The following is a 13,603-nucleotide window of genomic DNA, read 5'->3' on the forward strand; positions in this document are numbered from 1 at the left end:
TGGCCTCTTCACTTAATTGATGCCTGGCAGTTCCCTACTCTCACATGGGGAGACCCCACACTACCATCGGCGCTACGGCGTTTCACTTCTGAGTTCGGCATGGGGTCAGGTGGGACCACCGCGCTAAAGCCGCCAGGCAAATTCTGTTAAATCTGTATCAGGCTGAAAATATTCTGTCTCTCAACCGCCGAAACAGCTTCGGCGTTGTAAGGTTAAGCCTCACGGTTCATTAGTATCGGTTAGCTCAACGTATCGCTACGCTTACACACCCGACCTATCAACGTCGTAGTCTTCAACGTTCCTTCAGGACTCTCAAGGAGTCAGGGAGAACTCATCTCGGGGCAAGTTTCGTGCTTAGATGCTTTCAGCACTTATCTTTTCCGCATTTAGCTACCGGGCAATGCCATTGGCATGACAACCCGAACACCAGTGATGCGTCCACTCCGGTCCTCTCGTACTAGGAGCAGCCCCCCTCAATTCTCCAGCGCCCACGGCAGATAGGGACCGAACTGTCTCACGACGTTCTAAACCCAGCTCGCGTACCACTTTAAACGGCGAACAGCCGTACCCTTGGGACCTACTTCAGCCCCAGGATGTGATGAGCCGACATCGAGGTGCCAAACACCGCCGTCGATATGAACTCTTGGGCGGTATCAGCCTGTTATCCCCGGAGTACCTTTTATCCGTTGAGCGATGGCCCTTCCATTCAGAACCACCGGATCACTATGACCTGCTTTCGCACCTGCTCGAGCCGTCACTCTCGCAGTCAAGCTAGCTTATGCCATTGCACTAACCTCCTGATGTCCGACCAGGATTAGCTAACCTTCGTGCTCCTCCGTTACTCTTTGGGAGGAGACCGCCCCAGTCAAACTACCCACCAGACACTGTCCGCAACCCGGATTACGGGTCTACGTTAGAACACCAGCCATTAAAGGGTGGTATTTCAAGGTTGGCTCCACGCAGACTGGCGTCCACGCTTCAAAGCCTCCCACCTATCCTACACATCAAGGACCAGTGTTCAGTGTCAAGCTATAGTAAAGGTTCACGGGGTCTTTCCGTCTTGCCGCGGGTACACTGCATCTTCACAGCGAGTTCAATTTCACTGAGTCTCGGGTGGAGACAGCCTGGCCATCATTACGCCATTCGTGCAGGTCGGAACTTACCCGACAAGGAATTTCGCTACCTTAGGACCGTTATAGTTACGGCCGCCGTTTACCGGGGCTTCGATCAAGAGCTTCGCGTTGCCGCTAACCCCATCAATTAACCTTCCGGCACCGGGCAGGCGTCACACCGTATACGTCCACTTTCGTGTTTGCACAGTGCTGTGTTTTTAATAAACAGTTGCAGCCAGCTGGTATCTTCGACTGATTTCAGCTCCACCCGCAGGGGCTTCACCTACACATCAGCGTGCCTTCTCCCGAAGTTACGGCACCATTTTGCCTAGTTCCTTCACCCGAGTTCTCTCAAGCGCCTTGGTATTCTCTACCTGACCACCTGTGTCGGTTTGGGGTACGATTTGATGTTACCTGATGCTTAGAGGCTTTTCCTGGAAGCAGGGCATTTGTTACTTCAGTACCGTAGTACCTCGTCATCACACCTCAGCGTTAAAAAGAGTCCGGATTTACCTAAACTCTCCGCCTACATGCTTAAACCGGGACAACCGTCGCCCGGCTAACATAGCCTTCTCCGTCCCCCCTTCGCAGTAACACCAAGTACAGGAATATTAACCTGTTTCCCATCGACTACGCCTTTCGGCCTCGCCTTAGGGGTCGACTCACCCTGCCCCGATTAACGTTGGACAGGAACCCTTGGTCTTCCGGCGTGCGGGCTTTTCACCCGCATTATCGTTACTTATGTCAGCATTCGCACTTCTGATACCTCCAGCATCCCTCACAGGACACCTTCAACGGCTTACAGAACGCTCCCCTACCCAACAACGCATAAGCGTCGCTGCCGCAGCTTCGGTGCATGGTTTAGCCCCGTTACATCTTCCGCGCAGGCCGACTCGACCAGTGAGCTATTACGCTTTCTTTAAATGATGGCTGCTTCTAAGCCAACATCCTGGCTGTCTGTGCCTTCCCACATCGTTTCCCACTTAACCATGACTTTGGGACCTTAGCTGGCGGTCTGGGTTGTTTCCCTCTTCACGACGGACGTTAGCACCCGCCGTGTGTCTCCCGTGATAACATTCTTCGGTATTCGTAGTTTGCATCGGGTTGGTAAGCCGGGATGGCCCCCTAGCCGAAACAGTGCTCTACCCCCGAAGATGAGTTCACGAGGCGCTACCTAAATAGCTTTCGGGGAGAACCAGCTATCTCCCGGTTTGATTGGCCTTTCACCCCCAGCCACAAGTCATCCGCTAATTTTTCAACATTAGTCGGTTCGGTCCTCCAGTTAGTGTTACCCAACCTTCAACCTGCCCATGGCTAGATCACCGGGTTTCGGGTCTATACCCTGCAACTTAACGCCCAGTTAAGACTCGGTTTCCCTTCGGCTCCCCTATACGGTTAACCTTGCTACAGAATATAAGTCGCTGACCCATTATACAAAAGGTACGCAGTCACACCACGAAGGTGCTCCCACTGCTTGTACGTACACGGTTTCAGGTTCTTTTTCACTCCCCTCGCCGGGGTTCTTTTCGCCTTTCCCTCACGGTACTGGTTCACTATCGGTCAGTCAGGAGTATTTAGCCTTGGAGGATGGTCCCCCCATATTCAGACAGGATACCACGTGTCCCGCCCTACTCTTCGAGTTCACAACCTGTGTGCTTTCGTGTACGGGGCTATCACCCTGTATCGCCGGACTTTCCAGACCGTTCCACTAACACACAAGCTGATTCAGACTCTGGGCTGCTCCCCGTTCGCTCGCCGCTACTGGGGGAATCTCGGTTGATTTCTTTTCCTCGGGGTACTTAGATGTTTCAGTTCCCCCGGTTCGCTTCGTTAAGCTATGTATTCACTTAACGATAGTGTGTCGGAACACACTGGGTTTCCCCATTCGGAAATCGCCGGGTCAAAGGTTCATATCACCTCGCCGGCGCTTATCGCAGATTAGCACGTCCTTCATCGCCTCTGACTGCCAGGGCATCCACCGTGTACGCTTAGTCGCTTAACCTCACAACCCGAAGATGTTTCTTTCGATTCATCATCAAATTGCGAAAATTTGAGAGACTCGAACACACCACTTAAGGTGTGTCGTTTCAATTTTCAGCTTGATCCAGATTTTTAAAGAGCAAATATCTCAAACATGACTCGCTGAGTCAGTTTTGAGATACGGGGGTCGGCGACTTTCACTCACAAACCAGCAAGTGGCGTCCCCTAGGGGATTCGAACCCCTGTTACCGCCGTGAAAGGGCGGTGTCCTGGGCCTCTAGACGAAGGGGACACTGAAGTCTGCTTCGGCAAGACGCCTTGCTATTTACTTTTCATCAGACAATCTGTGTGAGCACTACAAAGGCAGGTTCTTTAAGGTAAGGAGGTGATCCAACCGCAGGTTCCCCTACGGTTACCTTGTTACGACTTCACCCCAGTCATGAATCACAAAGTGGTAAGCGCCCTCCCGAAGGTTAAGCTACCTACTTCTTTTGCAACCCACTCCCATGGTGTGACGGGCGGTGTGTACAAGGCCCGGGAACGTATTCACCGTAGCATTCTGATCTACGATTACTAGCGATTCCGACTTCATGGAGTCGAGTTGCAGACTCCAATCCGGACTACGACATACTTTATGAGGTCCGCTTGCTCTCGCGAGGTCGCTTCTCTTTGTATATGCCATTGTAGCACGTGTGTAGCCCTACTCGTAAGGGCCATGATGACTTGACGTCATCCCCACCTTCCTCCAGTTTATCACTGGCAGTCTCCTTTGAGTTCCCGGCCGAACCGCTGGCAACAAAGGATAAGGGTTGCGCTCGTTGCGGGACTTAACCCAACATTTCACAACACGAGCTGACGACAGCCATGCAGCACCTGTCTCAGAGTTCCCGAAGGCACCAATCCATCTCTGGAAAGTTCTCTGGATGTCAAGAGTAGGTAAGGTTCTTCGCGTTGCATCGAATTAAACCACATGCTCCACCGCTTGTGCGGGCCCCCGTCAATTCATTTGAGTTTTAACCTTGCGGCCGTACTCCCCAGGCGGTCGACTTAACGCGTTAGCTCCGGAAGCCACTCCTCAAGGGAACAACCTCCAAGTCGACATCGTTTACGGCGTGGACTACCAGGGTATCTAATCCTGTTTGCTCCCCACGCTTTCGCACCTGAGCGTCAGTCTTTGTCCAGGGGGCCGCCTTCGCCACCGGTATTCCTCCAGATCTCTACGCATTTCACCGCTACACCTGGAATTCTACCCCCCTCTACAAGACTCTAGCCTGCCAGTTTCGAATGCAGTTCCCAGGTTGAGCCCGGGGATTTCACATCCGACTTGACAGACCGCCTGCGTGCGCTTTACGCCCAGTAATTCCGATTAACGCTTGCACCCTCCGTATTACCGCGGCTGCTGGCACGGAGTTAGCCGGTGCTTCTTCTGCGAGTAACGTCAATCACCAAGGTTATTAACCTTAATGCCTTCCTCCTCGCTGAAAGTACTTTACAACCCGAAGGCCTTCTTCATACACGCGGCATGGCTGCATCAGGCTTGCGCCCATTGTGCAATATTCCCCACTGCTGCCTCCCGTAGGAGTCTGGACCGTGTCTCAGTTCCAGTGTGGCTGGTCATCCTCTCAGACCAGCTAGGGATCGTCGCCTAGGTGAGCCGTTACCCCACCTACTAGCTAATCCCATCTGGGCACATCTGATGGCAAGAGGCCCGAAGGTCCCCCTCTTTGGTCTTGCGACGTTATGCGGTATTAGCTACCGTTTCCAGTAGTTATCCCCCTCCATCAGGCAGTTTCCCAGACATTACTCACCCGTCCGCCGCTCGTCACCCAGGAGCAAGCTCCCTGTGTTACCGCTCGACTTGCATGTGTTAGGCCTGCCGCCAGCGTTCAATCTGAGCCATGATCAAACTCTTCAATTTAAGTTTGATGCTCGTGAATTAAACTTCGTAATGAATTACGTATGTTCACTCAGAGACTTGGTATTCATTTTTCGTCTTGCGACGTTAAGAATCCATGTCACTTTGAGTGCCCACACAGATTGTCTGATAAATTGTTAAAGAGCAGTGCAACGTGGCTTTCAGCTCACCGTTGCGAGGTGGCGTATATTACGCTTTCCTCATTCAGAGTCAAGCATTTATTTTCGCTTTTCTCTGTTGGCGTTCATCTCTGAACCCCGCTAACCCGGCGGCTTGTAAGCCGTTGTTCCGTGTCAGTGGAGGCGCATTATAGGGAGTTATTCTGAAGTGACAAGAGGAAATTTAAAAAAAGTTTCTGACCGTGTTTTTTTTCACCAAAACATACTAAATCAAGCTACAAATTGTTCTATTTGATGTATTTGCAACCACAATCACACTCCAGGTGGCATACTTACCAGCATGAACAATTAAGGAATAAGAGCGATGCCCTTAAGCGCACAACAGCTGGCAGCACAAAAAAACTTATCGTATGTGCTGGCAGAAAAGCTGGCTCAGCTGATCTTAGCGGGTAAATATGCCCCTGGTTGTATCCTGCCTGGCGAAATGGAACTGGGTGAGCAGTTTGGGGTAAGCCGTACTGCCGTTCGCGAAGCAGTGAAAACATTGACGGCAAAAGGGATGGTATTGCCACGCCCGCGCATAGGGACTCGCGTTATGCCGCAGGGTAACTGGAATTTCCTCGACCAGGAGCTGCTCTCCTGGTGGATGACGGAAGATAACTTCCATCAGGTTGTTGATCATTTCCTGGTAATGCGTAGCAGTCTTGAACCTCAGGCGTGCCTGCTTGCCGCCACGCTCGGTAGTGCAGAACAAAAAGCGGAGCTGAATACCTTAATGGAAGAGATGGTCTTCCTGAAGAAGCACTTCAATCGCGAACGCTGGGTTGAAGTGGACATGGCCTGGCATGAGCACATCTATTATATGAGCGGTAATCCGTTCCTGACCTCGTTTGCTTCTCTATTCCATTCGGTTTATCACACCTACTTCACCTCAATTACACAAGACGAAGTGGTGAAGCTGGATCTGCATCAGGCCATTGTTGATGCGATTCAGGACAGTGACGGGCAACGCGCCCAGAGTGCATGTCAGGCATTGCTGGCAGCGCCAAACCACCAGCAGGAAAATAAATGACCGAGAAAAAAGCACGCAGCATGGCCGGATTGCCGTGGATTGCAGCCATGGCGTTCTTTATGCAGGCACTGGATGCCACCATCCTTAACACCGCTCTCCCTGCAATTGCCCACAGTCTTAACCGTTCTCCGCTGGCAATGCAGTCGGCCATTATCAGTTATACCCTGACGGTGGCGATGCTTATCCCGGTCAGCGGGTGGCTGGCAGATCGCTTCGGCACCCGCAAAATCTTTATGCTGGCCGTGACCCTGTTTACCCTTGGCTCCCTGGCCTGTGCGCTTTCTACATCCTTAACGCAGCTGGTAATCTTTCGCGTACTTCAGGGGGTTGGCGGAGCGATGATGATGCCTGTGGCACGCCTGGCGCTGTTACGGGCCTATCCGCGCAGCGAACTGCTTCCCGTGCTTAACTTCGTTACCATGCCTGGGCTGGTAGGCCCAATCCTGGGCCCGGTCCTGGGCGGCGTGCTTGTGACCTGGGCAAGCTGGCACTGGATATTCCTTATTAACATTCCGATTGGTATCACAGGGCTTCTCTATGCCCGCAAATATATGCCGGACTTCACCACCCCCAAACGCAGCTTTGATATGGGGGGCTTTTTCCTGTTTGGCCTGAGCCTGGTACTGTTCTCCAGCGGGATGGAGTTGTTTGGCGAGAAGATCGTGGCAACGTGGATAGCGGTATCCATTATTCTCAGCGGCATTCTGCTTTTGCTTCTTTATATACGTCATGCACGCCGCCACCCGACGCCACTTATCTCGTTGTCTCTCTTTAATACGCGAACGTTTTCAGTGGGTGTTGCCGGAAACATTGCCTCGCGGCTGGGTACAGGTTGCGTTCCCTTTCTGATGCCGTTGATGTTGCAGGTCGGTTTTGGTTACCCGGCATTGATTGCTGGCTGCATGATGGCGCCCACGGCAATGGGGTCGATTCTGGCCAAATCAACCGTGACACAGGTGCTGCGCTGGTGCGGTTATCGTAAGACGCTGGTTGGTGTGACCGTATTTATCGGCCTGATGATTGCACAGTTCTCGCTGCAATCCGCAGCATTACCGGTCTGGATGCTCATCCTGCCGCTGTTTGTTCTGGGGATGGCGATGTCTACGCAGTTTACTTCGATGAATACCATCACGCTGGCAGACCTGACGGATGAGAACGCCAGCAGCGGGAATAGCGTGCTGGCGGTTACTCAACAGTTGTCGATAAGCCTGGGGGTTGCCGTGAGTGCGGCAGTACTGCGGTTCTATGAAGGATTCGACAGCGCAAACACCGTCGAGCAATTCCATTACACCTTTATCACGATGGGCGCGCTTACCGTTGTCTCTGCGCTGGTCTTTATGTTGCTAAAACCCAAAGATGGCCGAAACCTGATCAAAGAACGCCACAAACCAAAGGTTAAACCGAACCCCGTTCCATCAGAACAGGAGTAAGCTGCAAACGTTGCTGTTGCAGTGCGGGCTGCGCCATACGATGGATCAGCACATCAATAGCCAGCTCGCCCAGTTCATCTTTTGGCTGATGAATAGTGGTCAGCGGTGGGGTCATGTAGCTGGCCAGTTCGATATCATCGTAGCCGATCACCGCCATATCACCTGGAATACTCAACCCGGCCTGATACAACGCCTGATAAGCACCAAATGCCATCGCATCGTTGCCAATAAATACCGCCTGCGGACGTTGTGCCTGTGCCAGCAGCTTTTGCATGGCCTCTAACCCGCCGTTAAATTCAAAGTCGCCGGTAATGCAATATCCCTCAGGAATGGAAAGCCCTGCCCGCGCCATTGCGGAGAGATATCCTTCAAGACGTAAACGGGCCGGCGTTTTATCCAGTGGCCCCGTGATACAGGCAATGCTGGTATAGCCTTTATCGATCAGGTATTGCGTTGCCATATCACCACCCAGCAACGAGTTATCCTGAATCAGATCGCTGGTGCCGTCGAACGGTGCCCAATCCATCATCACCGTAGGAATAGAAGGGTAGCGCTGAATAATCTCTTTTGAGGGCTGATGCGTTTCGGTACACAGCAGCAGTAACCCGTCGACGCGTTTTTGCATCAGCGTTTCAAGGTTACGGTTCATGCGCTGCTCGTCGCCTTCGGTATTACACAACACCAGGCTGTAGCCGCGCTCAAAGCAACTACGCTCTACGCCACGCACAAGTTCGGAATAAAACGGGTTGGTACTGGCGGTAATGAGCATCCCGATGGTACGGGTCTGGTTGAGCTTCAGACTACGAGCCAGCGCCGACGGCGCATAGTTGAGATCTTTTACTGCGGCTTCGACTTTTTCCCGAATCGCCTCGCTGACAAAGCGATCGTTATTGATAACGTGGGAGACAGTAGAAGTAGAAACGCCCGCCATGCGGGCGACATCTTTCATTGTGGCCAAGCGTTACCCCTGCTGACTTAAGAATTCATCGATCTCTTTACGCCACGGAACGGAAGGCTGCGCACCTTTGCGGGTGACCGCGATAGCGGCAGCGGCATGAGCAAAACGAATGGCCTCATCCAGCGCTTTACCTTCCAGCAACGCCGTCACCAGCGCACCGTTAAAGGTGTCTCCGGCCGCAATGGTATCAATGGCTTTAACCTTAAAGCCCGGTACGCGGCGGCCTTCACCGTTGACGCTGGCCCACACACCGCGGCTGCCGAGGGTAATGATAACGTTGCTGATACCTTTTTCGTGCAGCGCTTTCGCCGCACGCGCCGCATCGTCGTCATTTTCCACACGAATACCGGTCAGCTTTTCGGCTTCGGTTTCGTTAGGGGTAATGATATCCACCAGCGCCAGGAGCTCATCTGATAATACACGGGCAGGCGCCGGATTAAGTACGACAGTGGTATGATTTTCATGCGCAATCTGCGCCGCAGCCAGTACGCTTTCCACTGGGGACTCCAGCTGCATCAACAATGCTTCTGCACTGGCAATAATTTCGCGCTGCGCCTCAACGCGTTCGGTTGTCAGCGCCGCGTTAGCTCCTGCATGAATACCGATGACATTCTCACCTTCCGCATTAACGAAAATCAGCGCTACGCCGGTTGATTCCCCGGCCACCACGCTCACTGGCGCAATGTCGATGTTATCGCTTGCCAGCTGTTTACGTACGCGCTCACCCGTATCGTCATCACCCGTGCAGGCAATAAACGCAATATGTGCGCCGCTGCGCCCGGCAGCAACGGCCTGGTTTGCGCCTTTGCCGCCAAATGCCACCTGGTACTGATTACCCGTGACGGTTTCACCGGGTGTCGGGAAAGATTCAAGGTTAAGAATGTGATCGGCATTGATACTGCCAAGAACAACGAGGTTGCCAGCGGTTTTCATGTATGAGGTGTCCATCTGAGAGCGCCACCGGGATTAACCGGTGGCGTATGCCACACTTTTCTTTGTATTTTGTCCATCAGGCCGCCAGTGACGGCCTGAATCGCATATTACTGCTTGATGACCAGTTTCAGGTCAACTGGATATTTTGCCTGAACCTTTTCGCCCTTCAGCACTTTATCAGCAGTCTGAACACCTGTTGCGCCAATCTGCTCAGGCAGCTGAGCGATGGTCGCAGCCAGTTTGCCATCATTTACTGCTTTTTCACCATCCGGAGTACCGTCAAACCCGACAACCATCACATCAGATTTACCGGCAGTTTGCAGAGCACGCAGCGCACCCAGCGCCATTTCGTCATTCTGTGCGAATACGGCCTGGACATCAGGGTGTGCGGTCAGCAAGTTCTGCATCACGTTCAGACCTTTAGTACGGTCGAAGTCGGCAGGCTGGCTGGCCAGAACGTTAAATTTGTGTGCTGCAACAGCCTGCTGGAAGCCTTCGCCACGTTCACGGGCAGCGGAAGTACCGGCGATACCCTGCAATTCGATAACTTTCGCGCCTTCACCAGCTTTCTTCGCGATGTAATCACCGGCGATTTTGCCGCCCAGAACGTTGTCAGACGCAATGTGGCTGACGACATCACCTTTAGATGCCTGACGGTCCAGGGTGATCACCGGGATTTTCGCCTGGTTTGCCATTTTCACGGCGTTACCCACAGCGTCGGAATCGGTTGGGTTAATCAGCAGGATTTTGGTGCCACGAACGGTTAAGTCCTGAACGTTAGCCAGCTCTTTCGCCGGGTTGTTCTGGGAGTCCAGTACAATCAGGTTATAACCCAGTTTGTCCGCTTCTTTTTGCGCGCCATCCTTCAGAGAGACAAAGAACGGGTTGTTCAGCGTTGAGACCACCAGCGCGATGGTGTCTTTCGCCATTGCGTTAGCACTTACGGTTGCGCTCAGCGCCACAGCAGAAACCAGGGTAGCCAGTTTTTTCATGTTCATATCTAAGATGTCCTGTAGTGTCGTCAGTTACTGTTTTTTGTTGTCTACCAGTACCGCCAGCAAAATCACTACCGCTTTAACGATCATCTGGTAATAGGAGGAAACACCTAACAAATTCAAACCATTATTCAGGAAACCGAGGATCAGTGCGCCGATCAATGTCCCAACAATACGTCCTTTACCGCCGGCAAGACTCGTACCGCCCAGCACCACCGCCGCAATGGCGTCCAGCTCATAACCTGTACCCGCCGTAGGTTGCGCAGAAGAGAGACGCGCCACTTCGATGATGCCCGCCAGTGACGCCAGCAAGCCGCACAGGGAATACACGATAATTTTGACTTTATTGACGCTGATACCAGAAAGGCGAGTCGCCGCTTCGTTACCGCCCAGCGCATAGATATAGCGCCCCAGACGGGTGTGATGCAGCATGTACCACGCCGCCAGGAAGACGATAGCCATGATCCAGACCGGCGTCGGGATACCCAGCGGGCGACCGATACCGAACCAGCCAAACAGATCGGCGTTATCCGTAAAGCCGGTGTTCACCGGGCTGCCGTTGGTGTAAACCATGGTCACACCGCGCAGCAGCAGCATCATTACCAGCGTGGCGATGAACGCCTGGACGCGGCCTTTCGCCACAATCACGCCGGTCACGGCGCCAATCGCCGCACCTGCTGCCAGTGCCGCAGCCACGGCCACCAGCGCGTTGACCTCAATCCCTACAATTGAAGCCGCAATCGCACCGGTGAGCGCCAGCAAGGAACCAACGGACAGGTCGATCCCCGACGTCAAAATCACCAGCGTCATCCCGACCGCCATAATGGCGTTTACAGAAGTCTGCTGAAGAATGTTGAACAGGTTATTAACGGTGAAAAAGTTCGGGCTCATGGTGGATACAATCGCGATCAGCACCAGCAGGGCAATCAGCGATTTTTGTTCCAGCAGCCATGCCTTGGTGAAATAACGGCGACCAGAAACAGCCTGGGTAGTCATCTTCTTACTCCTGATTCACGCGATTAAGCTTGCCCACAGCGGCAGCCATCAGAACTTCCTGGGTGGCCTGCTCGCGAGTGAATTCACCGCCGAGATGCCCTTCATGCATGACGATAATGCGATCGCTCATGCCTAATACTTCTGGCATCTCGGAAGAGACCAGAATGATGCTCAGACCGTCGGCCTTGAACTGGTTAATCAGCTGATAAATCTCTTTTTTCGCGCCCACATCCACGCCACGGGTTGGCTCATCAAGGATCAGCACTTTCGGGCGCGTCATCAGACCGCGCGCAATGGCCACCTTCTGCTGATTACCGCCGGACAACAGGCCAATTGCTTGCTCCATCGACGGCGTTTTGACGTTAAAGAGACGGATAAAATCGCTGACCGCCTGCTGTTCGTCTTTGTGCTTCAGGCTGCCGCCGCTATGGCTGAAATAGCGCAGTGCGGTAAGAGACATATTCTCTTTCACCGACATGCCCAGCACTAAGCCGTCGCGCTTACGGTCTTCAGAAATATAGACGATGCCATTCGCCAGACCATCTTGCGGAGAGCGAGTGACAACTTCATGGCCATCAAGGGTGACGTAACCGCTGGTGCGCGGCAGTGCGCCGTAGAGCACTTTCATCAGCTCGGTACGTCCCGCGCCCATCAGGCCCGCTACGCCGAGGATTTCCCCCTGACGCAGGGTAAAGGTTACATCGTTCACACCCGGTCCGCAGAGATTGTCCACCTTCAGGCGGATTTCTCCCGGCGCTTTATCCAGATGCGGGTACTGATCTTCGAGCTTACGTCCCACCATCATTTCGATCAGGGTATCTTCGGTCAGCGTGGCCACTTCGCGCTCGGCAATAAACTGTCCGTCGCGGAAGACGGTTACGTCGTCGCAAATCTCGAAGATCTCTTTCATACGGTGAGAGATATAGACAATCCCGCGCCCCTGCGACTTCAGCTCGCGGATAACACGGAACAGGGATTCGGTTTCGGTATCGGTCAGGGCGTCGGTCGGTTCATCCATAATGATGACCTTTGACTCAAAGCTCAGCACCTTAGCGATTTCCACCATCTGCTGATCGCCGATGGAGAGATCGCCCACCAGGCGGTCGCTTTTAAAGCGCAGGTTCAGCTTCGCCAGCAGTTTGTCCGCTTCGGCGTACATCGTTTTCCAGTCGATTTTGCCAAACCGGTTTACGAATTCGCGCCCCAGGAAGATGTTTTCCGCAATGGTGAGTTGCGGGATCAGGTTCAGCTCCTGGTGGATAATGCCGATACCGGCTTCCTGGGATGATTTCGGGCCGTTGAAGGTGGTTTCTTTACCCAGCCACGTGAGTGAGCCTGCATCGCGTTGATAGATACCGGTCAGCACTTTCATCATGGTGGATTTGCCAGCGCCGTTTTCGCCCACCAGCGCCATCACGCGCCCGGCGTATACGTTCAGCGCGGCTCCGGAGAGGGCTTTTACGCCAGGGAACGATTTATCGATCCCTTTGAGTTGCAATAATGCGTCCATGATGGCCTCAGAAAGTGACGCCAGCACAGAGAATAATATTCGCATACGGGGAACACTCCCCGCTGCGAATCACCGCCTGACTGTCTGCGGTTTGTTGTTTGAACTGTTCGTGCGTTGTGTAACGAATTTCTATGGTGTTTCCCTGGTGTTTTTGCAGTTGCTCAATGTGGCCGAGCAACGTTTCGTGGAGTTGCGGATTATGTTGTTTGATCTCCGTCGCGAGAATGGCTGCCTCAACCTGCATCTCCGCTGTCACCACGTCCAGTACCTGCATAAACGAGGGCACGCCCTGCGTTAACGCCATATCGATACGGGTTGTGCTGCGCGGAACCGGTAAGCCTGCATCGCAAACCACCAGCGTATCGGTATGCCCAAGACGGGAGATAACCGATGAGATTTCTGAGTTGAGTACAGTGCCTTTCTTCATTTTCTTGCTCCACTAGCGAAACGTTTCGCTGAATACAGTGTAGACCCACTAGTGTTCAGAAAACCATCATGACGTAACAGATTTGTGATCAACGTCGAAACGTTTCGCTAAGTGAAATGTGGAGAGGGGGAATTGCCCGGCGGCGCTTCGCTTGCG

Annotated in this window: 8 protein-coding genes, 1 tRNA gene and 3 rRNA genes; 2 read left to right on the forward strand and 10 right to left on the reverse strand. The window is 53.2% G+C overall.

Annotated elements, in window-relative coordinates; all coding sequences use genetic code 11:
* Window positions 1-21: 21 nt before the first annotated feature.
* The 4 genes from rrf to HV107_RS09945 form a co-directional block, all read right to left on the reverse strand.
* Window positions 22-137, reverse strand: a 5S ribosomal RNA gene (gene rrf / locus HV107_RS09930).
* Between the two features lie 71 nt (window positions 138-208).
* Window positions 209-3,114: ribosomal RNA gene (locus HV107_RS09935) — 23S ribosomal RNA — on the reverse strand.
* Between the two features lie 194 nt (window positions 3,115-3,308).
* A tRNA-Glu gene (locus tag HV107_RS09940) sits at window positions 3,309-3,384 on the reverse strand.
* Between the two features lie 86 nt (window positions 3,385-3,470).
* Window positions 3,471-5,010 (reverse strand): 16S ribosomal RNA (locus HV107_RS09945).
* Together the 16S, 23S and 5S rRNA genes with 1 tRNA gene alongside form the textbook arrangement of a ribosomal RNA operon.
* A gap of 480 nt (window positions 5,011-5,490) precedes the next feature.
* Between HV107_RS09945 and HV107_RS09950 the strand changes: the two genes are divergently transcribed.
* Both HV107_RS09950 and mdtD read left to right on the forward strand, forming a co-directional pair.
* A complete protein-coding gene (locus tag HV107_RS09950; RefSeq protein ID WP_182063051.1) occupies window positions 5,491-6,198 on the forward strand; it encodes a FadR/GntR family transcriptional regulator in 708 nt (235 codons plus the stop codon).
* Window positions 6,195-7,628 carry a multidrug transporter subunit MdtD gene (gene mdtD, locus HV107_RS09955; protein WP_182063052.1) on the forward strand — a complete coding sequence of 478 codons (1,434 nt, stop codon included), beginning with the start codon at window positions 6,195-6,197 and terminating at the stop codon, window positions 7,626-7,628. Before HV107_RS09950 ends, mdtD begins: the two co-directional genes overlap by 4 nt.
* Here the strand turns inward: mdtD and rbsR are convergent.
* The 6 genes from rbsR to rbsD form a co-directional block, all read right to left on the reverse strand.
* On the reverse strand, window positions 7,594-8,586 hold the full coding sequence (gene rbsR / locus HV107_RS09960; protein WP_182063053.1) for a ribose operon transcriptional repressor RbsR: 993 nt from the start codon (window positions 8,584-8,586) through the stop codon (window positions 7,594-7,596). The genes mdtD and rbsR overlap by 35 nt on opposite strands.
* A gap of 3 nt (window positions 8,587-8,589) precedes the next feature.
* Window positions 8,590-9,519 (reverse strand): ribokinase, encoded by a 930-nt coding sequence (gene rbsK, locus HV107_RS09965; protein ID WP_182063495.1) that lies wholly within the window; start codon window positions 9,517-9,519, stop codon window positions 8,590-8,592.
* 107 nt (window positions 9,520-9,626) lie between these two features.
* Window positions 9,627-10,517, reverse strand: coding sequence for a ribose ABC transporter substrate-binding protein RbsB (gene rbsB / locus HV107_RS09970; protein ID WP_182063054.1), 891 nt, complete (start codon window positions 10,515-10,517; stop codon window positions 9,627-9,629).
* 27 nt (window positions 10,518-10,544) lie between these two features.
* Window positions 10,545-11,510, reverse strand: coding sequence for a ribose ABC transporter permease (rbsC, locus tag HV107_RS09975; RefSeq protein ID WP_119936500.1), 966 nt, complete (start codon window positions 11,508-11,510; stop codon window positions 10,545-10,547).
* Window positions 11,511-11,514: 4 nt separating this feature from the next.
* The gene (gene rbsA, locus HV107_RS09980; protein ID WP_182063496.1) at window positions 11,515-13,020 is read right to left on the reverse strand and encodes a ribose ABC transporter ATP-binding protein RbsA; all 1,506 of its coding nucleotides are present in this window, start codon (window positions 13,018-13,020) and stop codon (window positions 11,515-11,517) included.
* Between the two features lie 7 nt (window positions 13,021-13,027).
* The gene (gene rbsD, locus HV107_RS09985; RefSeq protein ID WP_182063055.1) at window positions 13,028-13,447 is read right to left on the reverse strand and encodes a D-ribose pyranase; all 420 of its coding nucleotides are present in this window, start codon (window positions 13,445-13,447) and stop codon (window positions 13,028-13,030) included.
* Between the last annotated feature and the right edge of the window lie 156 nt (window positions 13,448-13,603).

The sequence above is a fragment of the Enterobacter sp. RHBSTW-00175 genome (assembly GCF_013927005.1).
Classification (GTDB): domain Bacteria; phylum Pseudomonadota; class Gammaproteobacteria; order Enterobacterales; family Enterobacteriaceae; genus Enterobacter.